Origin of the sequence: Actinokineospora auranticolor (genome assembly GCF_041897805.1) — a bacterium.
GTDB lineage: Bacteria > Actinomycetota > Actinomycetes > Mycobacteriales > Pseudonocardiaceae > Actinokineospora > Actinokineospora auranticolor.
Genome location: NZ_CP154825.1, coordinates 7,375,145 through 7,400,795 on the forward strand (window position 1 = coordinate 7,375,145; position 25,651 = coordinate 7,400,795).

Consider the following 25,651-nt stretch of genomic DNA (forward strand, 5'->3'; position numbering starts at 1 on the left):
CGAGCGGTCGCGGTCACGAAGTGTTGATCAAGACATGCAGCCGGCCCCCGGTGTCCATTCACCGGCGGGGACCGACAGTTCTCGGCGGAGATGATCAAGCCGGTGGACAACCGGGCGAGAGTTGTGGGTGGGTTGGGACGGGTGGCGCAACAGGGGGTCGTGTGGCGCTGCGGAGGGTTGGAGGCGGATAGCACCGCCGGGCCTACAGCTCGGAGGTCGAGCGGTGTCGAGGTCGGAGACCCTGAGGTCGGGAAACCAGGTCCACCAAGGCGGTCAGCAGGCGGTCTACGTCGGATTCGTTGGTGTACGGCGCGATCCCGGCCCGCACCCCTCCAGCGTCGCCCAGGCCGAGCCACCGCGAGCACTCGATGGCGTAGAAGTGGCTCGCCGGGGCGTTGATCCCCGACAGGGCCAACCGCTCGTAGACGGTCCTCGGGGCGATGCCGTCGACGGTGAACAGGACCGTTGGGGTGCGGTGCTTCGGGGAGCCGTGCACGGTGATCCCCGGTAGCGCGGTCAGGCCGGTGATCAGGCGATTGACCAGGGTTGACTCGTGAGTGGTCAGGGCGGCGAAGGAACGGGCCAGACGCTCCCGCCGGGTTCCCCCGGAGGCGACCAGCCCAGCCAGGAAGTCGATAGCGGCCGTCACGCCCGCCAACGACTCGTACGGCAACGTCCCCCACTCGAACCGCTCCGGGACCGCGTCCGACGACGGCAGCAGCTTGTCCGGGCGCAGCCGGTCCAGCAAGGCCGGGTCGGCCGCCACCGCGCCCAGGTGCGGTCCCAGGAACTTGTACGGCGAGCACGCGTAGAAGTCCGCGCCGAACTCCCGCACGTCAACCAGGTCGTGGGCGGTCAGGTGCACGCCGTCCACATACGTCAGCGCCCCGGCGTCGTGGGCCGCCGCGCTGATGGCGAGGACGTCCGGGCGGGTGCCGAGCAGGTTCGACGCCGCCGTGAAGGCGACCAGTCTGGTTCGCGGGCCGAGCGCGTCCGCCACCGCGGACACCGGCAGCTCGCCCGTCGAGCGGTCGAAGTCCACCCACCGCACGGAAGCACCGGCGGCGGTCGCCGCCTGGACCCACGGGCGGATGTTCGCGTCGTGGTCGAGGCGGGTGACGACGACCTCGTCGCCCGGGCCCCACTCCTTGGCCAGCGCGCGGGACAGGTCGTAGGTCACCTGGGTCATGCTCCGGCCGAACACCACCCCCGCCGGGTCGGCGCCGAGCAGGTCGGCGACCGCCTGCCGGGCGTCGGCGACCACCTGGTCCGCGCGCCGTTCGGCGGCGGTCACCTGACCGCGGTTGGACAGGGCGCTGAGCATGGTCGCGGCGATCGCCTCGGCCACCTGGACCGGCACCTGGGATCCGCCGGGGCCGTCGAAGTGGGCCGCGCCCTCGGTCAGGGCGGGGAAGTGGGTACGGACGGTGTCCACGTCATAGGTCACGCCGTCGAGGGTATGTCGCGGCGTCCCGGAGTCCGGGACGGGCGAGGTGATCTTTGACTGCACCCCCGCGCGGTGCCACCGTTCGGGTGGTAGGCCACCGGCTCACCCCCTACGAGGAGTAATCGCCTTGACCAGCACGATCACCGGCTACATCGCGGGCACCTGGGACATCGACCCGATCCACTCCGACGTCTCGTTCGTGGTCCGGCACCTGGGGTTGACCCGCTACCGGCGCAGCTTCGAGCGGTTCTCCGGCGAGATCGTCACCGCCGCCGACCCGCTGGGCTCGACCTTCCACGCCGAGATCGACACCGCGTCCTTCGACACCGGCCTCGAGAGCTTCAACCGGCACCTGCTCGGCGGCGAGTTCTTCGACGTCGAGAACCACCCGACCGCCACGCTGCGGTCCACCGGCCTGCGGGAGCACGGCGAGCACTACCTGCTCGACGCCGACCTCACCCTGCGCGGCGTCACCAAGGCCATCACCCTCGACCTGGAGCTGCTCGGCTTCGGCGTCGGCCTCGACGGCACGCCGAAGGCCGCGTTCTCGGCGAGCACCACGATCAGCCGGGCGGACTTCGGGATCGTCTTCCAGAGCAAACTGGCCAACGGCAACCTCGCCGTGGGCGACGAGGTACGCGTACTGGTGGAAATCGAGGCCGTGCACCGCGAAGCCGCCTAGGTTCCGCGTAAACTGGCGGCCATGGGGAGCGAGGCGGAGATCCGGGTCGGGACGTCCGACCGCGAGCGGGCCGTCGAGGCGCTGGCCGAGCACCTGGCGGGCGGCCGGTTGGAGATCTCCGAGTACGAGCAGCGCTGCGCCGCCGCCACGGCCGCCCGCGTCCGGGCCGACCTGCGCGCCCTCTTCGTCGACCTGCCCCGACCACACCCGACGTTCGACCCGGCCCCCACCCCGGCGCCCGCGCCCGTACCGGTGCCGCGCGGGGTGGCGCAGCCGCAGCCGGAGCAGGCGAACGGGCTGTGGGAACCGCACCGGACGCACCGCAACAACCGGGGGCTGTTCGCCTTCCTCGGTGTCGCGGGCGTCAGCACGGTGGCCGTGGTGGCGTTCACCGGCACGTGGTGGGCGCTGGCCCCGCTGGGCATCCTCGCCCTGATCCTGGTCTTCACCTCGTAGCCGATCCGTCCACTGTGGACGGAGATCAGCCCGCGATGCGCTCGCCGAGCAGGGTGCGCAGCTGGGCCAGCAGGTCGCCTCGGCTGGTGGCGCCCAGGCGCGACCGCATCCTGGCCATGTGGTGCTCCACGGTTTTCGCGGAGATGAACAGCCGGTCGCCGACCTGCTTGTACGTCAACCCCACCAGCACCAACTCCGCGACCTGCAGCTCGCGGTCGCTCAACCGCGCCATGCCGGACGGGTCGGGCGCCGCCCCCTCCGACCGCGTGGCCGCGCTGCCGCGCAACGCGCGGGCGCAGTCCAGCAGGCCGAGCATGCGCTTGCGGTCGGTCGTCCGGATGGCCGCCTGACCGGCCAGCCGCGCGCCGTCCCAGCGCAGTCCCGCGGTGTGCAGCCCCCGGGCCGCCTTCTCCACTCGTTCAGCGTCCACTTCGGACCCTCCGGCGATGTCGAGCCAGCAACGGGCCGCGTCGGCCAGCGCGGCGTGGAACAGTCCGGCCTCGGCGGCCCCCGCCAGCGCCTCGGCGTGCGCGACCGCGGTCGCGTGCCTGCGCGCGGTGACCTCGGGGGCCTCGGCCGTGGTGATCTCCGCGGTGATCTCCGCGTGCAGGCAGTGCCAGTGCAGCACCGACGCCCACGCGGGCGGGTCGCCCAGGTCGCGCAGCAGCGCCCAGGCCCGGTCCAGGTGCGGGGCGAACCGCTCGCGGTCGCCCAGCCGGGCCGCGGCGACCGCGAACTCGCCCAGCGGCAGCAGGGTGAACAGGTCGACCTCGTGGCGGACCACCGCCTCGTAGGCCTGCTCCCAGATCCCGCGCAGCGCGGCCAGGTCGCCCGCCCGCCGGGCGGTGCCAACCGCCAGCCCGACCTCGAACAGCCGGTCCCGGGGCGTGCGCCGCGCGGTCCCGGCGACCGCGGCCGGGTCGTCGCGCGGGGTGTCCCCGCGCACCATCGCGACCCAGGCGGCGAGCAGCGCGTGCCGGGGTCGCAGCAGGTCACCGCCGGTGCCCGCGTCGAGCGCGCGGGCCAGCAGCGGTTCGGCGATACCCAGTTCACCGCTGTGCACGGCCAGGATCGCGCCGAGCGCGGCGGGGCTGTCCGGGATCAGCACGTGCCGCCCGACCGGTGCCAGCACCTCGGCCGCACGCACCACTGTGGACAGTGCGGCGGCGCGACCGGAGACCGAGTCGAGCACGCCCCGAGCGGCCAGCGACATCGCGGTGGCGAACAGCGTCGGCGGCTCGTTGCCCGCCGGGGCGCTCACCGCGGCCCGAGCGTCGTCGAGTCTCCCCGCGGCGGCCAGGCCGATGGCGGCGAACGGACCGGATCCGGCCCACTGGTACAGCTCCGCGCTGCGCGCGGGCTGGCCGCGGTAGGCCAGCGCGGCGGCGGCGACCCGCGCCGCGCGGTGCTCACCGGCCGCCACCAGCGCGTCCGCCCGGCGCAGCGCGGCGTCCAGGTCACCGGAGAGCGCCTCGGCCTCGGCCCGGCCGACCTCGTCGACCGGGTGCCCGGCGTGCTCGGCCGCCGCGTGCAGGCGCACGGCCAGCGCGGGTTCGGCCTCCGCGGCCGCCGCCGCGTACACCGCGCCCGCCGCCGGGCTCGACGCCTCGGCGGCCAGCAGCGCGGTGGCGAACTCGCGGGTCGGCCCGGTGCGGCCCAGCCGCGCGGCGGCCAGCCGGTCGTGCACGTCCGCGCGCCGGTCGGCGGGCACGAGCACCCGCAGCGCCGCGGCGGCCAGCGGCAGCAGGGTGCCGTCCGGCGCCAGCAGCCCGGTGGCGCGGGCCTGGTCGACCAGGGCGGCGGCCTCGGTCGGCGTCCGGTCGAGCAGCCCGGCCAGCGCGGTGGCGTCGGCGTTGACCTCGGCGGCGAGCAGCGCGGTGACCTGGTCGGCGGGCAGCCGCTCGACGTCGAGGCGGAACTCCTCCACGGCGGCGGGCGGCAGGTGGTCGGTGCCGGGCGGGTGCGGCAGGTGCGGGGCGACGCGGTGCACCCAGCCCGGCACGCCCCCGGTCTGCGCCAGCACCAGCGGCGCGGCGGCGGGGTCGCCCGCCAGGGCCCGCAGGCAGGACTGGGTGCGGGTGAGGTCGAAGGGCCGCAGCACGACCTGACCCCGCAGCCGACCCAGCAACGCGGTCAGCGCGGCGGGCCGGGGTCGGGGGCGGGCGGCGACGACCAGGCAGGCGCGCGCGTCGGCGGCGTAGTCGGCCAGTTCGGCGAAGTCGTTGTCGGACAACAGGTGCGCGTCGTCGACCAGCAGCAGCGGCCCCTCGGCCGTGCCGGGCCGGTAGCGCCGGGCGGACCCGGTCGCGGCGAGCAGGTCGAGCAGCGCGGTCTTGCCGTGGCCGCCGGGGGCGATCACGGCCAGCCGCACGGGGGTGAGCGCGCCGCCGGTGATGGCCGCGCAGAGCCGCCGGGTGGGCTCGTCGAGGAGCAGTTCGTCGGGGTGCGCGTGGCCGGGGATCACGGCGTGTCCCGGTCCTCGTCGTGCCGCGGCCTGCGCGGTCTCGGCAGCCAAGCGGGTGGGCCCTGGCGGGCGAACCGGCCGCGGGGTGGGCGCAGCGGGGTGATGCGCACCGGGGGCCGCGGCGGCGGCTCGTCCGACACGTCCATTGTGGACATCGGCGCCGGGGTCGGTCCGGCCTGGTCGACCGGCACCAGGCCGGGCGCGCTCTCCGGGTCGCGCACCAGCGGTCCGGCCGGGCCCAGGCGCGGCGGTTCGGCGGGCTCGCGCGGGCTGACGGCGAGCGCGGCGCCGCGCGCGGGGGCGGTGGCCGGGTCGTCGAGCACGGGGCTGTCGGCGAGCGCGGCGACCAGCGGGATCCGCGCGGTGCCGCCCGCGAGCACGGCCGTGGCCTCGGCGGGCGCGCGGGCCAGCAGGGTGCGGGTGGCGGTGATGGCCGGGACCAGCAGCGGGTGGACCAGTTCGTCGAACCGGGCGCGGGTCACGGTGACGTCGGTGCGCAGGTGCGGCACCGGCACGCGGACCTCGGTCGCGGTGGAGAGCCGCTCTTTGGCTGTGGCGCAAGCGGTGCGCAGCAGCGCGGGCCCGGCCGCGGCGGCCAGGTCGGGCACGGTGTGGTCGTGGCGTTCCGCGTGTTCGGCGGCGGCCAGGACGTGGCGCGCCAGCACATCGTCGACGGCGGCGCCTGCGTCGGGGGTCACGTGGTGGGCAACGAGGTCGAAGGCCGCCGGGGTACGGCGCAGCACCGCGTGTTCCACCAAATGGCCGCCGAACAGGGCGACAACCAACTCCTCGCCCGCGGCGAGCCGAGCGACCGCGTGGTGGGCCTCGGCGGCGGCGACCACGGTCGGGATCAGCACGGCCCCGGGGAAGCCCGCGTCGCGCAGCGCGTCGCGCAGCAGCCCCCGTCGGAGGTTCCCCCACTCAGGTGGGTGGGTGACGGCGAGTCGCTCCGGCGGGCCACCCTCGGCCTCGGCGACCACGTCCACGATCCAGGTGACCAGGGCGGCCAGCAGGGTCTCGGCCGGGTAGAGGTCGCCGCCGAGCAGGATCGCGGTGTCGTCGCCGACCCGGTCGACCACGGCGCGGGCGACGAGGTCCGGCCTGCTCGCGGCCAGCTTGTCCGCCGCGCGGCCGACCAGCACCGCGCCGTCGGGGGCGAGGCCGATGACGGCGGGCACCCAGCGCGCGCCCGCGTCCAGCGCGACCACCTCCGCCGGTCCGCGCCCGCCCGGCGCCCGCCTGCACACCGCCGCCGCGCCGCGGGTGCGGCCGACGTCGACGCCGAGGACGTAGGGCATCGCGGGAGTCCTCCTGGTGGGCCACGGGATGGGTGCGCTCGGACACCGAGGGCAACGTTGGGCTGTTCGTACCACGTACCACGGCGGGTCACACAGCCCCAGGCGGTGATTATGACACCCCCTAATCCCCTAATGAGTTAACGAGCGTCATCCTTTCGGGTAGGGGGCAGGACGGGGAGTCATCCCCGATGCCCGGTTCGGCCGCCGCCCCTAGCGTCGGTAACCGTTCAAGATCAGGTACGCACGCCCCACCGAGGAGACCGAGAGCGTTGAGCGCTTCCGCCCAGAGCACACCGGACCAGCCGCTTGCCCCCGTCCTGGCCGACCAGTCCTTCGCCCCCGACCCGACGCTGCACGACTTCGTGCTGACCCTGCTGACCGACGAGGCCGCGCGGTCCGCGTTCACCGCCGACCCCGCCGCCGCGCTCACGGGCGCGGGCCTCGGCGACATCACCGCGCAGGACGTGCAGGACGTGGTCCCGCTGGTGCTCGACTACGCCGACACCGGCGCGAACCCGGTGGACCTGGGCGCGGTCGACCTCGGCGGCGACCCGATCTCCGGGCTGAGCTCCGTGGCCGCCGCCGCGGGCGCGGGCGACTCGGAGCTGCGCTTCGACGGCACCGACGTCGCCGCGAGCACCGCGGGCGCCAACTCCGCCGTCGGCTACCTGGCCGACGTCGAGACCGACGGCCACTCCCTGAGCGGGGCGGGCGTCCTCGAGACCGACCAGCTCACCGCCGACGGCTACCTCGACGCGTCGCTGAGCCGGGTGACCGCGGCGACTTCCGGTGAGACCCAGTTCGGCGACTACCGCACCGGCCTGGTGGCCTCGACCGACGGCGTCGCCGCCGAGGCGAGCGCGGGCGCGTTCACCGCGGGCACCGAGTTCGACGGCGGCACCGCCACCGGCGGCTTCGCCCTCGGCACCGGCGGCGTCGACGCGGGCGCCGGGTTCGCCGCCTCCACCGCAGGCGTCGCCGGGACGGTCGAGTTCGGCCAGTCCACCTTGGGCGTCGAGGTGTCCGGTTCCGGCGCGAGCGCGGTCACCCCGCTCGGCGACATCGACCTCGACAGCTCCATCGACCCGACCAGCGCGCTCGACTTCGGCTCCGACCTCAACGGGCTCGTCGACCCCACCGCGCTGCTCGACGGGCCGCTGGACGCGGGCGACCTGCTGCGCGGCGGCGACCTGTCGGCGGGCACGGTGGCCGACTACGTCTCCTCCGGCGGCGAACTGCTCGGCTCCGCGCCCGGGAACCTGGGCGGCTTCCTGACCAACGTCCCCGGCGCGGTCACGCTGCCGACCTCCCCGGCCGACGTGCTGGACCAGGCCCAGCTCGCGGACCTGCCCGCCGTCGACCAGCTCCCGGTGGACCTCCCGGCGGACCTGCCGACCGACCTGCCCGGGGCGCTGCCAGTCGACGTGCCCGCGGACCTCCCGGTGGACCTGCCCACCGACCACCTGCCGACCGACCTGCACGGCGCGCTCCCCGAGCTGCCGCACCTGCCGGTCGACCTGCCCACCGAGATCCCGGCGCTGCCGGACCTCCCGGTCGCCAACCCGCTGCCGGACGTGACCAGCGGCGTCACCGAGTCGGTCGGCGGCCTGGTCGGGGGCACCCCGCTGGGTGGCGAGCACGCGGACCTGCCCGACGTCGGCGGGCTGGCGGGCGATCTGGGGCTCGGCCACTGACCAGGGCCGCGACGGGGCCCGGCGCGCTGCCGGGCCCCGTCGGGTCGCCCCGACCGGGTGAACCGGGCACACTCCACCGGGTGATGTCCGCACCGCCCTGGCTGGAGATCCTGGACGACACGATCCGCGCGTGCGCCGCCCGGCAGCGCGGTGACCTGGTCGACCGGCTGCTCGACCGGCGCGCCAAGCTGCTGGAACCGGGCAGGCGCGTGGTGGTCGCGGGCTTCCCCGGGAAGGGCAAGAGCCACCTGGTCAACGCGCTGGTCGGCGCCGAGGTCTGCGCGGTAGGCGACGACCTGACGACGACCGTGCCGACCGTGCTGCGGCACGCGGAGCAGCCGACCGCCGCGCTGGTCACCGCGCGGTCGAGCCCGGCGGACGCCCCGGTCGACGCCGTGACCGCGCGGGCCAACCAGCTCGCGTTCGTGCGCGGCGACGTCGTGCGCGCCGAGGTCGGGCTGCCGCGCGCGCTGCTCGGCGCGGGCCTGGTGCTGGTCGACTCGCCCGGGTTCGGCGCGCCCGGCTGCCCGCGCACCGAGCGGGCGATGACCGCGGTGGCCGACGCGGACGCCGTGCTGGTGGTGACCGACGCGACCACCGAGCTGAGCCCGGTCGAGCTGGAGCTGCTCACCCAGGTCGGCCGGTTGTGCCCGACGGTGCTGGTGGCGCTGACCAAGATCGACCTGGTGCCGGGCTGGCGGCGGGTCGCCGAGGCTGACCGGCGGCACCTGGCCCGGGTCGGGGTCGCCGCGCCGCTGGTGCCGGTGTCGTCGGTGCTGCGGGCGGCGGCGGTGCGGGCCGAGGACCAGGCGCTGAACCGGGAATCCGGGTTCGCCGAGCTGATCGGCTGCCTGCGCCGCGACGTGCTCACCGACCCGGGCCGGGTGGCCGCCCGGGCCGCGGCGGCGACCAGCGGGCTGGCCGTGGAGCAGCTGATCACGCCGCTGCGCGCGGAGTGCGCCGCGAGCCCCGACCCCGGGCAGGCGCGGGCGAGCGCGGAGTGGCGGGCCGCGACCCTGCGCGTGGAGCGGCTGGGCCGGGAGAGCGCGCGGTGGCAGACCCGGCTCACCGACGACGTCGCCGACCTGGTGTCCGATTTGGACTACGACCTGCGGGAGCGCACGCGCCGGATCCTGCGCGAGGTCGACGACTACTTCGACGCGGCCGACCCGGCGAAGGTCTGGCCCGAGTTCGACGACTGGGTGCGCGACAGCCTGACCGAGGTGGCCGAGGTGCACGCGGGCTGGCTGCTCGACCGGTTCGAGTGGATCGCCGCGCGCGTCGCCCGGCAGGTCGTCCCGGATGCGGAGCGGCTGCCCGCGCGGGTGCTGCGGGACCTGGCGGGCGAGCACACCGAGGCGTTGCGCACGCCGCCGATCGAGAAGTTCACGCCGGTGCAGAAGGCGTTCGTCGGTCTGCGCGGCTCGTACAGCGGTCTGCTGATGTCCGGTCTCGCGACCACGCTGGCCGGACTGCCGCTGATCAACCCGATCTCGCTCGGCGCGGGCGTGGCGTTCGGCGCGCGCAGCGTGTTCGAGGAGCGCGGAGCGCGGCTGAAACGCCGCCAGGCGGTGGCCAAGACGACCGCGCAACGGCACGTCGACGACTTCTTCCTGCGCTACAGCAAGGAATCCCGCGACGCCACCCGGTACGCGCACCGCGCGCTGCGCGACCGGTTCACCGAGGTCGCGCAGGAACTGCGGGAAGCGGCGGCGGAGTCGGCCCGGGAGCTCAAGCGCGGCATCGACGCCGAGGCGACCCGCCGCGCTCGGGACCGCGCCGAGCTGGAGCGGCTGCTGGCGCTGCGCGACCGGATCGAGGCGGTGCGGGGGCTGAGCGCGTGAACCCGGTGTGGCCGCTGGTCGACCAGGCCCTGTCCGCGTACCGCGACAGCCCGCGCCTGCCGCACCTGCGCGCCCGCCTGGCCCGGTTGGAGGGGCCGTTGCGGATCGCCGTCACCGGCGCGCCGGAGTCCGGGCGCACGACGTTGCTGGCGGCGGTCGTCGGCGAGCCGGTGCCCGGTGGTCGGATCGCGGTGGAGTGGCCGGGTGGGGCCGAACTGGTCGAGTTCACCGACGGCGATCCGTCCGATGTGGACGCCGTGGTTCACCTCCTGCCACATCCCGGCGCGCTGCCCGACACGGATCCGGTGTCCACCGTGGTCGCTCTGTCCCGCGCGGACGAGCTTGGCGGCGGCCGAACGGATGCCTTGACGTCGGCCCGGCGGGTGGCCCGGCGGCACGCGTCGGCGGAGTTGGGGGAACGCTGCCAGGACGTGGTCGCCGTGGCCGGGCTGGCGGGGTTGGGCGGGGCGTTGTTGACCCGTGCCGAGGTCGCGGAACTGGTCGGTCTGGCGGGTTTGCCGCAGTCGGACCTGGCCTCGATGCTGCTGTCGGCGGACCGGTTCACCGCGCACCCCGGCGCCGACGAGTTGGTGGGCCGGTTGGGGTTGTTCGGGGTACGGCTGGCGGTCGAGTTGGTGCGTCGGGGTTTCGGGGACTCGCTGGGCGCGGAACTCGTGCACGCCAGCGGGATCGCGGACCTGCGGGAGGCGATCACCCGGAACCTGGTCGAGCGAGCGCAGGTCCTGCGGGTCCGGTCGGCCCTGCTGGCGATCGGGTCGGCGCTGCGCGAGGATCCCCGGCCCGCACTGGCCGCCGAGGTGGAGCGCGCCCTGGTCAGCACCCACGAGACCCGCGAACTGCGCCTGCTGTCGGCCCTCCGGCTGGGTCGCGTGAGCCTGGGCGAGGCGGACCGCGAGGCGCGCCAACTGCTGGGCGAGCGGGGGACCGCGCCGAACACGCGCCTGGCGCTGTCTGGCGAGCCCTACGAGACGTTCCTGCGCTGGCGCGCCCACGCCGAGGACGGCGCTTTCGACCACCGGCAGCGCCAAGCCGCCGCGGTGGTCGTGCGCACCTGCGAGGCCCTGGTGAGCGCGGGCCACGTGCGCTGAAGTGGTGACCGGGTGGCCGCCGGGCTACCGTCGTGGCGGGTTCGTCGACCGGTGGGGGGTTGGGTCATGATCGCGGTCGCGGGGGCGAGCGGCTACGTCGGCCGCAAGGTGGTCGCGGCCTTGGACCAGCCGGTAGTGGCCCTGGGCCGCCACCCGGAGGCGTTGCCCCACGGCGAGAACGTCCACCGTCGCGCGGTGGACGTCGCGGACACCGCGGCGCTGGCGTCCGCGCTGGAGGGCGTGGTGACGGCGTACTACCTGGTGCACGCCATGGCCGCGGGCGGCGACTTCGCCGAACGGGACCGCGCGGCGGCCCGGTCGTTCGCCGAGGCCGCAGCCCGCGCAGGCGTGCGGCGGATCATCTACCTGGGCGGCCTGGGCTCCGGCGCGCTGTCGCCCCACCTGGCCAGCAGGCAGGAAGTCGGCCGAGTGCTGGCGGAGGGCCCGGTGCCGGTGGTGGAACTCCGCGCGGCGGTGATCGTCGGCGCGGGCAGCATTTCGTTCGAGATGCTGCGCTACCTGACCGAACGCCTACCCGCCATGGTGTGCCCGCGGTGGGTGGGGAGCCGGGTGCAGCCGATCGCGGAGGCGGACCTGCTGGCGTGCCTGCTGCGGGCGGCGGACGAGTCGGTGCCCGCGGGGGTGCACGAGATCGGCGGACCGGACGTGGTGACGTACGAGGAGCTGATGCAGCTCTACGCCACCGTGCGCGGCCTGCCCCGACGGCGGATCGCCCGCGTTCCCCTGCTGACGCCGGGTTTGTCGGCGCACTGGGTGAACGTGGTGACCCCGGTCGACCGCGCGGTGAGCCGTTCCCTGATCGACAGCCTGACGACGGATGTCGTAGTGGAGCGGCCCAGCCCGGCCTTCGGCCTGGCCCCGACAGCGATGACCGAAGCCATACAGTCCACATTGGACTCCCAACGCGACGCGATCGCGACCGACGTGTTCACCTTCACCAACGGCCTCCAGAACGGCGTCTACACGCTGGCCACCCAGGTCCCCGTCCCCCACTCGGACGCCCCAGCCGCCCGCCTGGACCTCCGCCGCTGCGGCGGCACCCTGCGCTGGTACGGCTGGGCCTGGGCGTGGTGGCTGCGGATGCTGCTGGGCCGGGCCTTCGGCGAAAAGCTCCGCCTCCAGCGCCCGCCGAAGGTGGAGAAGGGCGCGGAGGTGGATTGGTGGACGGTGGAGGAATACGGGGACAGTTACATCGTCCTGCGCACGGAGAAGTGGTTCTGCGGCGAGGCCTGGCTCGGCTACCGGATTGGCGGGAGCAGACTGGAACAGGTCGGCGCCCTCCGCGCGAAGGGCCTGCTCGGCTGGGCCTATTGGCGGGCCGTGTACCCGATCCACCTGGTCGTCTTCCGGGTGATGGCGAAGAAGCAGGTGACCCGAGCCCACCGCCTCGCCCAGGAAAAGCCCACCTCTGTTTGACGGACCTCCACCTCGGCCCCACGGCATCATTCGCGCTGATCCACGGCGCACCCGAACGAACCGGGCCGGTAGGCCAACACCCCACGCATTCACCAAGCGGCATCGGCGGAGGTCGGCTGGAACAGGCAGGCGCTCGCCACTCGACGCACTTCTGGACCTGCCAGCAGCCCGTCCACCTGCCCTCCGCCTCGCCCAAGCAAAGCCCACCGCTGTTGAAGATCAGCCACCCCGGCCCCCAAGAGCACAGCCCCCGCCCTTCCTGTGAGGGGGGACAGCCCTGCTCCAGTCTGTTTGGGGTTGAGCTACGGGGAAGGGGGCGCGGATTGCCGTGGATGAACTCGGGCGATGTGGACAACTCTTGCAATCACGAACCGGCGCGGGTGAAGCCGCGGAAGGTGCCTGGGCCTGGGGCTTTGCAGGTCAGGCCGGAGTCGCTGCGGTGTTGGGTGGTTGCGACGCGCAGGGTGGGTGCGTCTTCTAGTTGCACATCCCAGACGCCTTCGGCAACGCGTTCGACTGAGAGCGGGGGGTGGGAGTCCACGGACAGGTTGCCTGTCCGCTGTCGGGTGAAGTGCTGGGCCGCCTGCACGGGTGCCGTGTACGCGGAGCGGCCTCGGTGGCGCTCCAGCAGGAGCTGGCCGGACTCGTGGGCCGCGACGAGACGCGGGGCTTCCGACGGCAACACCTGTCCGTAGTACAACCCGTGCGGCAGGACCAGAACATTGGCGGCGAAGCGGTCCCCGCCGATATGCGTGCACTCCCAGGTGTTCTCCGGGCGCTCCGCCGCCAAAGCCGCCGCCACCGGCCGGCCCATGAGCGCGCAACAAGTGTCGTGACGGCCATGAGCGCAAACGAGGTACAACGGCTCTGCGGACTCCACCCCCGACCCCGGGGAGATCTCCAGCAATTCCGCAGGGTCGGAGAACTCGTTCCACCACAGCCGCTCCGCCCCCGGACGCGAGTCCACGAAAGCCCACCGGCGCCGCGAAGAACCAGTGCGCCCCGGCCGACGAATCAACAACACCCGCGCACCAAGCGAACCAGCCCGACGCGCAAGGGAATCCACCACCCGCGAAGGCAGATCCGAGTCCTGCCAAGCACGAGGTCCCCACGCCCCCGGCTGCTCCACCAACAACCAAGAACGCACCGGAGGCGCAGTCGCCACGAGCGAGTCCCCACGCCGGAGTGCGGCCGAAGCGCAACGCTCGGTCACGCCCCCGCCCCGACGGGAACCAGGATCCCCTCCCGCAACAACCGCCGAACCAGAACGGTCTGATCCGCAACCGTCAACCCCGGCAACATCCCAATGGTCTGCACATCCCCGCTCAACAACGCCTCCACCGCCGGAGCAGTGTCTCCCGGCAACGAGATCTGATCACCAGGCACATCCAGCAAAACCCGATCCCCGCGAACCGAGACTCGATACCGCTGCCCACCCCGCAACCGCACCAGGTCCCCACCCGACACCGACGCCGCCGCGGAAGCCTGCGCCAGCGGCCCCAAGGGCTCCGGACGCGCCCCCGCCCACACCCGGTTCCGCACCCGCCCCGCCACATCCTCCGCCGACACCGACCCCAAGACGCGCCCCAACGCCTCGACCGTGGCCGTCAGGTGCGAAGCGATCTGGTCCGGGTCCGAGACGTCAATACCCAGCGGCAGCGTCGACCGCAGGGACGGGTCGTCCCCCGCCAGCGCCAGCAGCGCCTCCACCAACGCGTACCTGGTCAGCACGTGCACGCCCACCGTCAGGTGCGCGGACACCTCGCCCAGGGCCTTCGCCGAGTGGAGGTATCCGCGCGGTAGGTACAGCGCGTCCCCCGGGGACAGGACCGCTTCAAGGGTCGGTTCCTCCTCCGCTCGTTCCTCCACCGCCCGCCGGTGCCGGTCCCACGGTTGGGACCGCAGCGGGTCGGCGTGCACGGGCTCGTGCACCATCCACCGCTTCTGCCCGGCGATTTGCAGCACGAACACGTCGTGCACGTCGTAGTGCGCCGCGAAGCCCTGTGACGACGGTGGGGTGACGTAGGCGTTCACCTGCACCGGGTGCCCCAGGTCGACCCCCAGCGCACCCGCGAAGTCGATCAGCGGGGGCCACAGCCGGTGCAGACCCTGCAGGACCAGCGTGCTGCCCTGGTCGAACAGCCGCGCCACCTTGTCGTCGGCGACCTGGTCGGCGATCTCCGCGCCGACTCCCCCGCCGCGGGTGAACTGCTCCGACGACAGCACCGCGCCGTCGCGGGCCACGCGCAGGAACGGGGTGCGCAGGCCGCGGCGGGACAGCAGCTCGTCCACGTCGGCCAGGGTGAGCAGGTCGGCGAAGCCACCTGGGACGGCCCGGCGCAGCAGCGGGGCGCGGCCCCAGTGCCGCTCGGCGAACTCGTCCGGGTCGGTGCCCAGGCAGCGGCGCAGGGCCGGGCGGTCCGGTGCGGACCACCCGGCCCCGGGCGTCGGTCGGTCGGCCAGGGCGGTCATCTCACCAGCCCGCCGAGCCGTCGGCGCCACCGTCCGCCCCGCCGTCGCCGCCGCCGTCGGCCGCGCCGTGGTCGGCACCGGCACCGCTGTCCGCTCCGCCGTCGGCGCCACCGTCGTGACCACCGGGGGTACCGGAGGCGCCGTGGTCGGCCACGCCCGCGGCGCTGCCGTCGGCGCCACCGTCTGCCCCGCCGTCGCCACCGCCGTCAGCGGCGCCGTGGTCGGCGGCTGCGCCCCCGTCGGCACCGATGTGGCCGCTGCGGATGTCGTCGTCCTCGAGTGACATGGCTCCTCCAAACGTGGTGGTGTGCGGTCAGCTGCTTGATACCCCCGAACGGGTAAAGCCACTCCTCCGACCAGCGAACTCCCACCGGTCGGGTTTCACGTTTGTGCCGAAAGGGGCTCGGGTACCTCCCGTCGGGGCGTGACGCGCGGGAGGTGGCATGTGGAGACCGGGACGCTGCTCGACGATCGGTACCGACTCGAGGAGCTGATCGGTTCGGGCGGCATGGCCGACGTGCACAGCGCGGTCGACACCCGGCTGGGCAGGCGCGTCGCGATCAAGCAGTTCCACCCGCGCGCCGACGGCGCCACGGTGGCCAGGCTGGAGAGCGAGGCGCGCTTATTGGCGGGTCTGTCCCACCCCGGCCTGGTGCGGGTCTACGACGTCGCCGTGGACAACGACCACCCGTACCTGGTCATGCAGCTGGTCGAGGGCGGCACGCTGCGCCATCGCCTGAACGACGGCGTGCTCCCGGCGGGTGAGACGGCCCGCATCGGTGTCCGGCTGGCGGCGATCCTCGGGTACGTGCACTCCCGGGGCATCGTGCACCGCGACGTGAAGCCGTCCAACGTGCTCATGGACAGCTCGACGGACGGCCAGCCCGCTGACTGCTACCTCGCCGACTTCGGCATCGCCCGCGCCTTGGACGGCGCGCGCTTGACCTCCACCGGCCACTGCGTCGGCACCGCCGCCTACCTCAGCCCCGAGCAGGTCAAGGGCGACCCGACCGGGCCGCCCGCCGACATCTACTCCCTCGGCTTGGTCCTGCTGGAGTGCCTGACCGGCACCGCCGCCTTCGAGGGCGCCGCCATCGAGACGGCCCTGGCCCGGCTCTCCCGCGACCCCGAGGTGCCGTCCTGGCTGCCCGCGGTGTGGGCGAACACGCTGACCGCCATGACCGCGCGGAACCCCGATGAGCGCCCCGACGCCACCGAGTGCGGTCACCTGCTGGCCACCGCCGCGCTGCTGGGCCCGCTGGCCTCGCCGGAGCCGAAACCGAAACCCGACGAGGCCGACGACCCGCGGCCCGGCACCGCCGAACTGCCGGTGCGCGGCCGGTCGCCCGGCCTGGTGCACGCGAGCCTGATGGCGGGCGCGCTGCTGGTCGGCGGGACGGCCGCGCTGCTGTCCACCGGCGCGTCGGCCGCGGAGCAGCCGGCGACGGAGCCCGCTGCGCACGTCGTCGTGTCAACCCCGCAGACCACGTCCCCGCCGCTGACCGCCGCGCCGCTGCCGGTGCGCGCGGCGACCGGCGTCATCGAGGTGCCGACCGTGCAGACCAAGGTCATCACGGTCACCCGGCAGGCCCCCGTGACCCGTGAGCGCCCGCGGTGGGGTGGTGGCGGCTGGGGTGGCTGGGGTGGCGGGTGGGGGAACGACTGGGGACCCGGCGATGACGGCGGCTGAAATCCGGCACCCGAGTCGGTGACGACGCGCACAGCCCCCGCGCGTCGCCATAGGCTTGACGCAGGCGCTGCACCCGGCAGGCCCCACACTCGAAGCGCACCCCGACCGAACTGATCAAGATCGCCCCGAGCCGCAGGCGACCAGCCGTGCCGGCCGGGGGTGACCGAGGAGAACCGCGTGCGGCCCTGGCCAGGAACCCCCTACCCGCTCGGCGCGACCTACGACGGCGCGGGCACCAACTTCGCGGTCTTCTCCGAGGTCGCGAGCCGGGTGGACCTCTGCCTGTTCGAGCCGGACGGCACCGAGCGCCGGGTCCGGATGCCGGAGGTCGACGGCTTCGTCTGGCACTGCTACCTGCCCGGCGTGCTGCCCGGCCAGCTCTACGGCTACCGGATCACCGGCCAGTACGACCCGGCGGCGGGCCAGCGGGCCAACGACGCGAAGCTGCTGCTCGACCCGTACGCGAAGGCCGTGCACGGCGAGGTCGACTGGGACCAGTCGGTGTTCGGCTACCCCTTCGGCTCCCCGGACGAGCGCAACGACGACGACTCGGCGGCGCACACGGTCAAGGGCGTGGTGGTCAACCCGTTCTTCGACTGGGCAAACGACCGGCCGCCGAAGATCCCCTACAACGAGAGCGTGATCTACGAGGCGCACGTGCGCGGCCTCACCATGCGGCACCCGGGGATCCCGGAGGAGATGCGCGGCACGTACGCGGGCCTGGCGCACCCGGTGGTGATCGACTACCTGAAGCGGCTCGGGGTCACCGCGATCGAGCTGATGCCCGTGCACCAGTTCCTGCACGACCACGGCCTGCAGGAGCGCGGCCTGCGCAACTACTGGGGCTACAACACCATCGCGTTCTTCGCCCCGCACGCGGAGTACGCCAGCCAGACCGCGCAGGGCGCGCAGGTCGCCGAGTTCAAGGCGATGGTGCGCACGCTGCACGAGGCCGACATCGAGGTCATCCTCGACGTGGTCTACAACCACACCGCCGAGGGCAACCACCTCGGGCCGACGCTGTCCATGCGCGGGATCGACAACGAGGCGTACTACCGGCTCGTCGAGGACGACCGCCGCTACTACATGGACTACACCGGCACCGGGAACTCGATGAACGTGCGCAACCCGCACACGTTGCAGCTCATCATGGACTCCCTGCGCTACTGGGTCACCGAGATGCGGGTGGACGGCTTCCGCTTCGACCTGGCCGCGACCCTGGCCCGCGAGTTCTACGACGTGGACCGGCTGTCGGCGTTCTTCGACATCGTCCAGCAGGACCCGGTGATCAGCCAGGTGAAGCTGATCGCCGAGCCGTGGGACGTCGGCCCCGGTGGCTACCAGGTCGGCAACTTCCCTCCACTGTGGACGGAGTGGAACGGCAAGTACCGCGACACCGTGCGCGACTTCTGGCGCGGTGAACCGGCCACCCTGGGCGAGTTCGCCTCGCGCATCACCGGCTCGTCGGACCTCTACCAGGAGGACGGCCGCAAGCCGTTCGCCTCGATCAACTTCGTCACCGCGCACGACGGGTTCACCCTCAACGACCTGGTGTCGTACAACGACAAGCACAACGACGCCAACGGCGAGAGCAACCGCGACGGCGCCGACGACAACCGGTCGTGGAACTGCGGCGCGGAAGGCTCGACCGACGACGAGGACGTCAACGAACTGCGCGGCCGCCAGCGCCGCAACATGATCGCCACCCTGCTGCTGTCGCAGGGCGTGCCGATGCTGCTGCACGGCGACGAGCTGGGCCGCACCCAGCACGGCAACAACAACGCCTACTGCCAGGACACCGAACTGTCCTGGGTGGACTGGTCGCTGCTGGAGACCAACGCCGACCTGCTGGAGTTCACCAGCCGCGCGGTCGCGCTGCGCGCCGCGCACCCGGTGTTCCGGCGCAGGCGCTTCTTCGCGGGCCGCCCGATCCGCCGCGGCGACGAGCTGCGCGACATCGCCTGGTTCACCCCCGCCGGGCAGGAGATGTCGCACGAGGACTGGGAGTCCGGGTTCGGCCGGTGCATCGTCACGTTCCTCAACGGCGAGGGCATCCCGGACCTCGACGCGCGCGGCGAGCGGGTCACCGATGACTCGTTCCTGCTGTGCTTCAACGCCCACCACGAGGACATCGAGGCCACCGTGCCCGACGGCGACTACGGCGCCGAGTGGGAGGTGGTGCTCGACACCGCCACCGGCGAGGTGTCCGCGCCCGAACCGGCGACGTACTCGGGCAAGAGCACGCTGGTGCTGCCGTCCCGGTCGTTGATCGTGTTGCGCCGCACCGGCGTCGAGGAGTAAGCGAGAGGGCGAGACGAGAACACCCCGGCCGTCGAACGAGGAGCGATGGAGTCCACCTACCGCCTGCAGCTGCGCCCGGGTTTCGGTTTCGCCGAAGCCGCCGACATCGCCGAGTACCTGGCCGAGCTGGGGGTCGGCGCGGTGTACACCTCGCCGGTCCTGACCCCGACGCCCGGGTCGACGCACGGCTACGACGTCGTCGACCCGACGCGGGCGAACCCGGAGTTGGGTGGTGAGGCGGGCCGGGCGGCGATGGTCGCGCGGTTGCGGGCGCTGGGGCTGGACCTGGTGGTCGACATCGTGCCCAACCACATGGCCGTGGAGGTGCCGTCGGCGAACCAGTGGTGGTGGGACGTGCTCGCGCACGGGCCGTCGTCGCGGTTCGCGGGGCACTTCGACATCGCGTCCTTTCCCGTTCTGGTCCCGGTTCTGGGGTCGGACGACGAGGTCTCGCAGCTGACCGTGGACGGCGACCGCCTGCGCTACCACGACCACGAGTTCCCGATCGCGCCCGGCACAGGGGAAGGCACCGCGCAGGAAGTGCACGAGCGGCAGCACTACCGGCTGGTGGACTGGCGCCGGGCGAGCAAGGAGCTGAACTACCGCCGGTTCTTCGACATCACCACCCTGGCCGGGGTCAGGGTCGAGGTCCCGGAGGTGTTCGAGGACACCCACCGCGAGGTGCTGCGCTGGATCGCCGACGGCGACGTGCAGGGGCTGCGGGTCGACCACCCGGACGGCCTGGCCGACCCCGGTGGCTACGCGGAGCGCCTGGCGGAGCGGGCAGGGTGCTGGATCGTGGTCGAGAAGATCCTCGAACCCGGCGAGTCGCTGCCCGCGTCCTGGCCGGTGGCCGGGACCACCGGGTACGACGCGCTGCGCGAGGTCTGCGGGGTGTTCGTCGACCCCGCGGCGGAGAAGGCGGTCAACGCGATCGCCGCCGACCTGGGCGTGCCGACCGACTACGGCTCGGTCGTCGACGAGTGCAGGCGGCTGATCACCGACACGTCCCTGGCCGCCGAGGTGACCAGGATCGCCCGACTGCTGTCCGATGTGGACATCGAACGAGCCAGCCGCGTGGTGGCCGAGGTCATGGCCGCGTTCCCGGTGTACCGGTCGTACCAGCCCGAGGACGACGAACACTGGCTCGCCGCCGTCGAGGCGGTGCGCGGCACGCACCCGGATCTCGCGGACGCCGTGGACACCCTGGACCGCCAGGTGCGCGCCGACCCGCGCGGCGAGTTGGCGACCCGGTTGCAGCAGACGTCCGGGATGGTCGTGGCCAAGGGCACCGAGGACACCGCCTTCTACCGCTACACCCGGTTCGTCGCGCTGAACGAGGTCGGCGGCGACCCGGGCCGCTTCGGCGTGGGCCTCGACGAGTTCCACGCCGCGCAGGCGTCCCGCGAGGCCACGCACCCCAGGGCGATGACCACGCTGTCGACGCACGACACCAAGCGGTCCGAGGACGTGCGCGCGCGGCTGGCCGTGCTCGCGGAGATCCCCGACGAGTTCGCCGAAGTGGTGCGCCGCTGGACCGAACGGCGCGGTCTGCCGGAGCCGACGCTGAACCTGCTCGCCTGGCAGACCCTGGTCGGCGCCTGGCCGATCACCGCCGACCGGTTGGCGGACTACCTGACCAAGGCGTCCAGGGAGGCCAAGGTCCGCACGTCGTGGACCGACGGCGACGAGGAGTTCGACGCGGCCGTCGCGGCGTGGCCGCACCAGGTGCTCGGCGACCCCGGGCTGCTGGCCGAGGTGCGCGCCTTCGCCGCGCGGATCACCCCACCCGGCTGGTCCAACGCGCTGGGCCAGAAGCTGCTGCAGCTGGCCGGTCCCGGGATCCCGGACGTCTACCAGGGCACCGAGCTGTGGGATCTGTCCCTTGTGGACCCGGACAACCGCAGGCCGGTCGACTTCACCGAGCGCCGCGACCTGCTGGACAAGCTCGCCGCGGGCTGGCCGCCGCCGGTCGACGAGACCGGCGCGGCGAAACTGCACGTGGTCCGCACCGTCTTGCGGCTGCGCCGGGAGCGGCCGGAGCTGTTCACCGGCTACCGGCCCGTCGGCGCGGAAGGACCCGCTGACCAGCACGTCGTGGCGTTCGAACGGTCCGGCTTGATCGCCGTGGCCACCCGCTTCCCGGCCCGGCTGACCGACTGGGGCGGCACCCGGCTGGCGCTGCCCGTGGGAAGCTGGGTGGACCAGCTCACCGGCCGCGCCAGCGATGGCGACCTGGCCGAAACGCTCGCCGACTACCCGGTCGCCCTGCTGCTGCGAGGAGAGTGATGGCCCCCGTCTCGGTCGAGGGTTTCCGCGTCTGGGCTCCCGAGCGGTCCCGCGTGCGCGTGGAAGTGGGTGGCGCGCGGCACGAACTGGCGCGTGACAGCCGCGGTTGGTGGCGAACGGACATCACCGCCGCCCCGGGCGACGACTACGCGTTCCTGGTGGACGAAGACGAGAAACCGCTGCCGGACCCGCGATCGCGGTGGCAGCCGTCCGGGGTGCACGGGCCGTCGCGCCGCTACGACCACGGCGCCTTCCAGTGGACCGACGCGGGGTGGCGCGGCCGGGCGCTGCCGGGCAGCGTGCTCTACGAGCTGCACATCGGCACGTTCACCCCGGAAGGCACGTTCGACTCGGCGATCACCCGGCTGGACCACCTGGTCGCGCTCGGCATCGACCTCGTGGAAGTGTTGCCCATCAACGCTTTCGACGGCGTGGCGGGCTGGGGCTACGACGGTGTGCTGTGGGGCGCGGTGCACGAACCCTATGGCGGACCGGACGGGTTCAAGCGGTTCGTCGACGCCTGCCACGCGCGCGGGCTGGGCGTGGTGCTCGACGTCGTCTACAACCACCTCGGCCCGTCGGGCGCCTACCTGGACCGGTTCGGGCCGTACTTCAAGGGCAGCAACATCTGGGGCCCGTCGCTCAACCTCGACGGGCCGCACTCGGACGAGGTCCGCGGCCTGGTCATCGACAACGCCCTGGGCTGGCTGCGCGACTTCCACGTCGACGGGCTGCGGCTCGACGCGGTGCACGCGCTCGTCGACGCGCGCGCCACGCACCTGCTGGAGGAGCTGAGCGCGGAGGTCGACGCGCTGGCGGCGGGTCTGGGCAGGCCGCTGACGCTGATCGCCGAGTCCGACCTGAACAACGCCCGGCTCGTGACACCACGGGAAGCGGGCGGCACCGGGCTGCACGCGCAGTGGTGCGACGACATCCACCACGCGCTGCACGTGGCGCTGTCCGGCGATGTTTCCGGCTACTACGGCGATTTCGACGGCGCGCTGGCGACGACGCTGCGGTCCGCCTTCTTCCACGCGGGCACGTGGTCGTCGTTCCGCAAGCGCACGCACGGCAGGCCGGTCGACGTCAGAACGACGCCGGGGCACCGGTTCCTGGCCTACCTGCAGAACCACGACCAGATCGGCAACCGCGCCACCGGCGACCGGCTGACCGCGACGGTGTCGCCCGCGCGCGCGCTGTGCGGGGCCGCGATCGTGTTCTGCTCGCCGTACACGCCGATGCTGTTCATGGGCGAGGAGTGGGCCGCGGCCACGCCGTGGCAGTTCTTCGCGTCGTTCCCGGACCCGGAGCTGGCCGAGGCGGTGCGGACGGGTCGCAGGCGCGAGTTCGCCGAGCACGGCTGGGGCGAGTCCGAGGTGCCGGACCCGATGTCCCCGGACACCGTCGCGAACTCCACTTTGGACTGGTCGGAGATGGAGAGGCCCGAGCACGCTTCGGTCTTCGAGACCTACCGGGCGCTGATCGCGTTGCGGCGCGCGCACCCCGAGCTGGCGGACCCGAGGCTGGACCGGTTCGTGGTGGAGTCGGGGCCGGGGTGGCTGCTGCTGCACCGGGGTTCGCTGCGGCTGGCGGTGAACCTGGGCGCCGAGCCCGCGTCCGTCCCGTCGCCCACCCGCGGCGTGTTGTTGGCGTCCACGGGAATCGCGGCCACACCGGACGGGCTCCTGCTGCCGCCGGACACCTTCGCCGTGATCGTCGCGGCCTGAGCACCAGTCTTGGCCGTGTCGTGCGGGACACGGCCAAGACTGCCCACGTGCGCGGGCCTCGAGGGTACCGGGATCTACTCCACCGTGCGGCGGTAGCGGACCTCCCGGTTGGGTCCCGGCAGCGCGAACCTGCGGATGAGATAGGTGAGTGCGGCACCGATCAGCAACCACACGATCGCGGCCAGGCCGTAGTTGAACAGCACGGCGGCCTTCGCCGAGTCCGGTGTGAACAGCCCGTCGAAGCCGAGCGAGACGCCGGAGGAGAAACCGTCCACGAAGGACGCGAACCCGTTCTTCGGGTTGGCCTCGGCGAGGACCAGGATGATCTGCGCGACCAGCACGACCGCGAACAGACCGACGACGAACGTGATGGCCGAGCACACCATGCGCACGGTGCGGACTCGACTGGCGTAGCTGTCCTCGACGCGCTCGCGGACGACCTCTTCCTGGGCGGGCCGCACGTACTGGTCATCGGAGTACGCCGGTTCCTGCCTGGGTAACGCTCGGGTCCGCTGCGGGTCAGGCTCCTGCGGAGGGGTCATGCCACCATGGTCGCACCGCTTGCACGGACCCGCTTGACAGTCAACCCCCGTAGCGCCGCACCAGGCGGTCCAGCGTGGCGCGGATGGCCTTGAGGTTCTTGGCCGGGAAGCCGACGAGGGCCAGCAGGAACCCGATGCGCGCGGTCGACCAGTCGAAGGTCTCGGTCACCTCGGTGCGGCCGTCGCCGAGGTCGGTGAGCTGCCAGCGCCAGCGGTGGCCGTAGAAGTGCCGCCAGGCGATGAGCCGGTTCTCCTCGTACTCCACGACGGTGTTGCGGATCTTGTAGGGCAGCCCCATCCGCATGTCCATGCCGAAGTGGTCGCCGAGCCCGAGCTTGCGCGGACCGGTGCTCCGGGAGGCGAGGACCGACCCCGACCCGTCGAGCTCGGGGTGCTTGGCGGGGTCGGTCAGCAGCGCGAACAGCTCCGCGGCGGGCGCGGCGACGACCCGCGTGTCGGACACCTGGCGAGGGGACATGGCGCGGATGTTACCCGCGAGTCACTTACGTGGGTAGTGCGGGCTGGGCCGGGTCGGTGTCGAGGTGGGCGGTGTCGTTGAAGCCCCGCACGAGCCAGTTCGACCCCTCGACGACCAGGTGCGAGATGCTGCCGTTGTCCGGCCCGAAGAACGCGAACGGCCGCGACCGCGCCGCCTGTGCGAGCAACTCACCGATCACCCCGCCGTGGGTGAACACGGCGAGCCGCTGCCCCGGGTGCGCCTCGGCCAGCCGGGTGACGGCCTGCTTGAGCCGCTTGGCGAAGGCGTCGACGGACTCGGCACCGGGGATGACGTCCCACCGCTCCTCCCGCCGGAACCGCTGGGCGACGGGACCGTCCTCGGCGATCATCCGCCGGAAGACACCGCCTTCCCACTCACCCAGGAACACCTCGCGCAGGTCGGCCTCGACGGTCGAGGTGAGGCCGGTGGCGGCGAGGAAGGGGGCGGCGGTCTCGACCGTGCGCCGCAGCGTGGTGACGTAGACGGCGTCGATGCCCATGGAGACGAGGCGGGCACCGACCCGCTCGGCCTGCTCGCGCCCACCGGGGGCCAACTCGGGATCCCCCTGCCCGTCGACGAGGTCGAAGATCACCCCGTCCTGGGCGGGCGCGGATTCCCCGTGCCGCACCAGGATGAACTCGGTGGCGCCTGCGCTCGGCGCGAAACGGGCCTGGCGGTACTCGGACATGGGCCCAGAAGATCAGCTCCCCCCGGTGCCGTCAATCCCCTGGCGGGCTTGTTCGGCAACCGTCCACCGGACCGATCGCGTGGAGCTACCCTCGACCCACCGACCGCGGCAGGGGCCCCGATGACAAGCCCAACCGACCCGTCGACTCGCTGGTCTCGCACCAGGCCACCACGCGTCGCGCCAAGATCGGGCGCCTGGTCACGGCGCGGCTCGAGTTCCACTCGGCCGTCCTGGACCCCGAGGCGCAGCCGGACCCCGAGGCATTGGCCGGGTTGCACTGGAACCAGCGGTTGGGCCAGGTACTGCGGCTGATCGTGGCGCGGCAGCTGGCCGACCCGGACGCCAAGAGCACCGAGCACGTGCGCGGAGTCGAGGCGGCGGCGGTGTTGGCCAGGGCGCTACGCGGTGGCGGGTGTGCTGGGCGAGGCGGGATCCGAGGTGCCACTGGCCTTCGACCCGGAGCGGGGGTCGTGGTTGCAGAAGATGGTGGCCCGATCCGAGGAACCGGCCACCGAGGAGGCCGTGGCGTCCCGGCTCGCGCAGATCGAGCACGCCGTGGAGACCCACGTGCTCACCGCCAAGCAGGCTGAGATCGACGCCGCGCAGGGCGACACCGTGGCCAAGTTGTTGACCGCGTTGGCGGGCACTCCCGACGCGGATCATCCAGATTGGATCGGTGTTGCTGGTCAAGGTGAATGGCGTGCGTTCAGTGCGAAATTTGACCACCGACGAGATGATCTACCTCAAGAAGCACCCCACCGCCGTCCAGGACCCGACACGGATTCTCCTTCTGCTGCAACAGGCCCCGCCCACCGAGGTCGCGCGGGCGAGCTGGCAGCCGGGTGACGCGAGGTCGCCCTGACAGGGGTACGGGATCGCTCTCGGTGGGTGCGCCGCCCACGGGTTGGCGCAATGTCGCGGGCGTTGGGGTGGCAACGGGACTTCGGCCGTGGTGAGGCGATCATGGGGCGCGCCATGATGTGCCTCGCCAAGATCGTTCAGGCGCTCCCCT

20 protein-coding genes are annotated in these 25,651 nt (G+C 73.2%); 11 read left to right on the forward strand and 9 right to left on the reverse strand.

Annotation, left to right across the window (positions count from 1 at the left end; translation table 11 throughout):
• Positions 1–202: 202 nt before the first annotated feature.
• Positions 203–1,447 (reverse strand): cysteine desulfurase-like protein, encoded by a 1,245-nt coding sequence (locus V5P93_RS32115; protein WP_104482228.1) that lies wholly within the window; start codon positions 1,445–1,447, stop codon positions 203–205.
• Positions 1,448–1,574: 127 nt separating this feature from the next.
• Here V5P93_RS32115 and V5P93_RS32120 point away from each other — a divergent pair, with 127 nt between their 5' ends.
• Both V5P93_RS32120 and V5P93_RS32125 read left to right on the forward strand, forming a co-directional pair.
• Entirely contained in the window at positions 1,575–2,129 is a 555-nt protein-coding gene (locus tag V5P93_RS32120; RefSeq protein ID WP_104482227.1) for a YceI family protein, read from the forward strand.
• 21 nt (positions 2,130–2,150) lie between these two features.
• Complete coding sequence (locus tag V5P93_RS32125) at positions 2,151–2,585, forward strand: DUF1707 domain-containing protein (RefSeq protein WP_104482226.1); 435 nt, start codon at positions 2,151–2,153, stop codon at positions 2,583–2,585.
• Between the two features lie 25 nt (positions 2,586–2,610).
• Here the strand turns inward: V5P93_RS32125 and V5P93_RS32130 are convergent, their stop codons facing one another.
• Together V5P93_RS32130 and V5P93_RS32135 are read right to left on the reverse strand one after the other, a co-directional pair.
• The gene (locus tag V5P93_RS32130) at positions 2,611–5,049 is read right to left on the reverse strand and encodes a helix-turn-helix transcriptional regulator (RefSeq protein ID WP_104482225.1); all 2,439 of its coding nucleotides are present in this window, start codon (positions 5,047–5,049) and stop codon (positions 2,611–2,613) included.
• A complete protein-coding gene (locus V5P93_RS32135) occupies positions 5,046–6,347 on the reverse strand; it encodes an Hsp70 family protein (RefSeq protein ID WP_104482224.1) in 1,302 nt (433 codons plus the stop codon). The genes V5P93_RS32130 and V5P93_RS32135 overlap by 4 nt, the downstream gene beginning before the upstream one ends.
• A gap of 269 nt (positions 6,348–6,616) precedes the next feature.
• On the opposite strand from V5P93_RS32135, the gene V5P93_RS32140 reads away from it, so the two are divergent.
• The 4 genes from V5P93_RS32140 (at position 6,617) to V5P93_RS32155 (ending at position 12,431) form a co-directional block, all read left to right on the forward strand.
• Entirely contained in the window at positions 6,617–8,041 is a 1,425-nt protein-coding gene (locus V5P93_RS32140) for an IniB N-terminal domain-containing protein (RefSeq protein ID WP_104482223.1), read from the forward strand.
• A gap of 83 nt (positions 8,042–8,124) precedes the next feature.
• Positions 8,125–9,885, forward strand: a complete 1,761-nt coding sequence (locus V5P93_RS32145) for a dynamin family protein (protein ID WP_104482222.1) — start codon at positions 8,125–8,127, stop codon at positions 9,883–9,885.
• Positions 9,882–10,994, forward strand: a complete 1,113-nt coding sequence (locus V5P93_RS32150) for a hypothetical protein (RefSeq protein ID WP_104482221.1) — start codon at positions 9,882–9,884, stop codon at positions 10,992–10,994. Before V5P93_RS32145 ends, V5P93_RS32150 begins: the two co-directional genes overlap by 4 nt.
• A gap of 66 nt (positions 10,995–11,060) precedes the next feature.
• Positions 11,061–12,431: a DUF2867 domain-containing protein gene (locus V5P93_RS32155; RefSeq protein ID WP_104482220.1), complete on the forward strand. Its 1,371-nt coding sequence runs from the start codon at positions 11,061–11,063 to the stop codon at positions 12,429–12,431.
• 364 nt (positions 12,432–12,795) lie between these two features.
• On the opposite strand, the gene V5P93_RS32160 is transcribed toward V5P93_RS32155, so the two are convergent.
• From V5P93_RS32160 to V5P93_RS32170, 3 genes are read right to left on the reverse strand one after another with little or no spacing between them, the layout of a single operon-like run.
• Positions 12,796–13,644 carry a sucrase ferredoxin gene (locus V5P93_RS32160; RefSeq protein WP_104482219.1) on the reverse strand — a complete coding sequence of 283 codons (849 nt, stop codon included), beginning with the start codon at positions 13,642–13,644 and terminating at the stop codon, positions 12,796–12,798.
• A complete protein-coding gene (locus V5P93_RS32165; protein WP_104482218.1) occupies positions 13,641–14,903 on the reverse strand; it encodes a cupin domain-containing protein in 1,263 nt (420 codons plus the stop codon). The genes V5P93_RS32160 and V5P93_RS32165 overlap by 4 nt, the downstream gene beginning before the upstream one ends.
• Position 14,904: 1 nt before the next feature.
• The gene (locus tag V5P93_RS32170; protein WP_104482217.1) at positions 14,905–15,189 is read right to left on the reverse strand and encodes a BatC protein; all 285 of its coding nucleotides are present in this window, start codon (positions 15,187–15,189) and stop codon (positions 14,905–14,907) included.
• Positions 15,190–15,327: 138 nt separating this feature from the next.
• Between V5P93_RS32170 and V5P93_RS32175 the strand changes: the two genes are divergently transcribed.
• From V5P93_RS32175 to treZ, 4 genes are all read left to right on the forward strand, one after another.
• Positions 15,328–16,593 (forward strand): serine/threonine-protein kinase, encoded by a 1,266-nt coding sequence (locus V5P93_RS32175; protein WP_146108283.1) that lies wholly within the window; start codon positions 15,328–15,330, stop codon positions 16,591–16,593.
• Between the two features lie 177 nt (positions 16,594–16,770).
• A complete protein-coding gene (gene glgX, locus V5P93_RS32180; RefSeq protein ID WP_104482280.1) occupies positions 16,771–18,894 on the forward strand; it encodes a glycogen debranching protein GlgX in 2,124 nt (707 codons plus the stop codon).
• A gap of 45 nt (positions 18,895–18,939) precedes the next feature.
• Positions 18,940–21,183, forward strand: a complete 2,244-nt coding sequence (gene treY / locus V5P93_RS32185; protein ID WP_104482215.1) for a malto-oligosyltrehalose synthase — start codon at positions 18,940–18,942, stop codon at positions 21,181–21,183.
• Complete coding sequence (gene treZ, locus V5P93_RS32190) at positions 21,183–22,910, forward strand: malto-oligosyltrehalose trehalohydrolase (protein ID WP_104482214.1); 1,728 nt, start codon at positions 21,183–21,185, stop codon at positions 22,908–22,910. The genes treY and treZ overlap by 1 nt, the downstream gene beginning before the upstream one ends.
• Before the next feature lie 74 nt (positions 22,911–22,984).
• On the opposite strand, the gene V5P93_RS32195 is transcribed toward treZ, so the two are convergent.
• The 3 genes from V5P93_RS32195 to V5P93_RS32205 are packed head-to-tail and all read right to left on the reverse strand — an operon-like array spanning position 22,985 to position 24,639.
• Positions 22,985–23,452, reverse strand: coding sequence for a hypothetical protein (locus tag V5P93_RS32195; RefSeq protein ID WP_245931637.1), 468 nt, complete (start codon positions 23,450–23,452; stop codon positions 22,985–22,987).
• A gap of 40 nt (positions 23,453–23,492) precedes the next feature.
• Positions 23,493–23,930 (reverse strand): SRPBCC family protein, encoded by a 438-nt coding sequence (locus V5P93_RS32200; RefSeq protein ID WP_104482212.1) that lies wholly within the window; start codon positions 23,928–23,930, stop codon positions 23,493–23,495.
• Positions 23,931–23,955: 25 nt separating this feature from the next.
• Positions 23,956–24,639, reverse strand: coding sequence for a histidine phosphatase family protein (locus V5P93_RS32205; protein ID WP_104482211.1), 684 nt, complete (start codon positions 24,637–24,639; stop codon positions 23,956–23,958).
• A gap of 405 nt (positions 24,640–25,044) precedes the next feature.
• On the opposite strand from V5P93_RS32205, the gene V5P93_RS32210 reads away from it, so the two are divergent.
• Entirely contained in the window at positions 25,045–25,485 is a 441-nt protein-coding gene (locus V5P93_RS32210; protein ID WP_146108282.1) for a hypothetical protein, read from the forward strand.
• Positions 25,486–25,651: the final 166 nt, after the last annotated feature.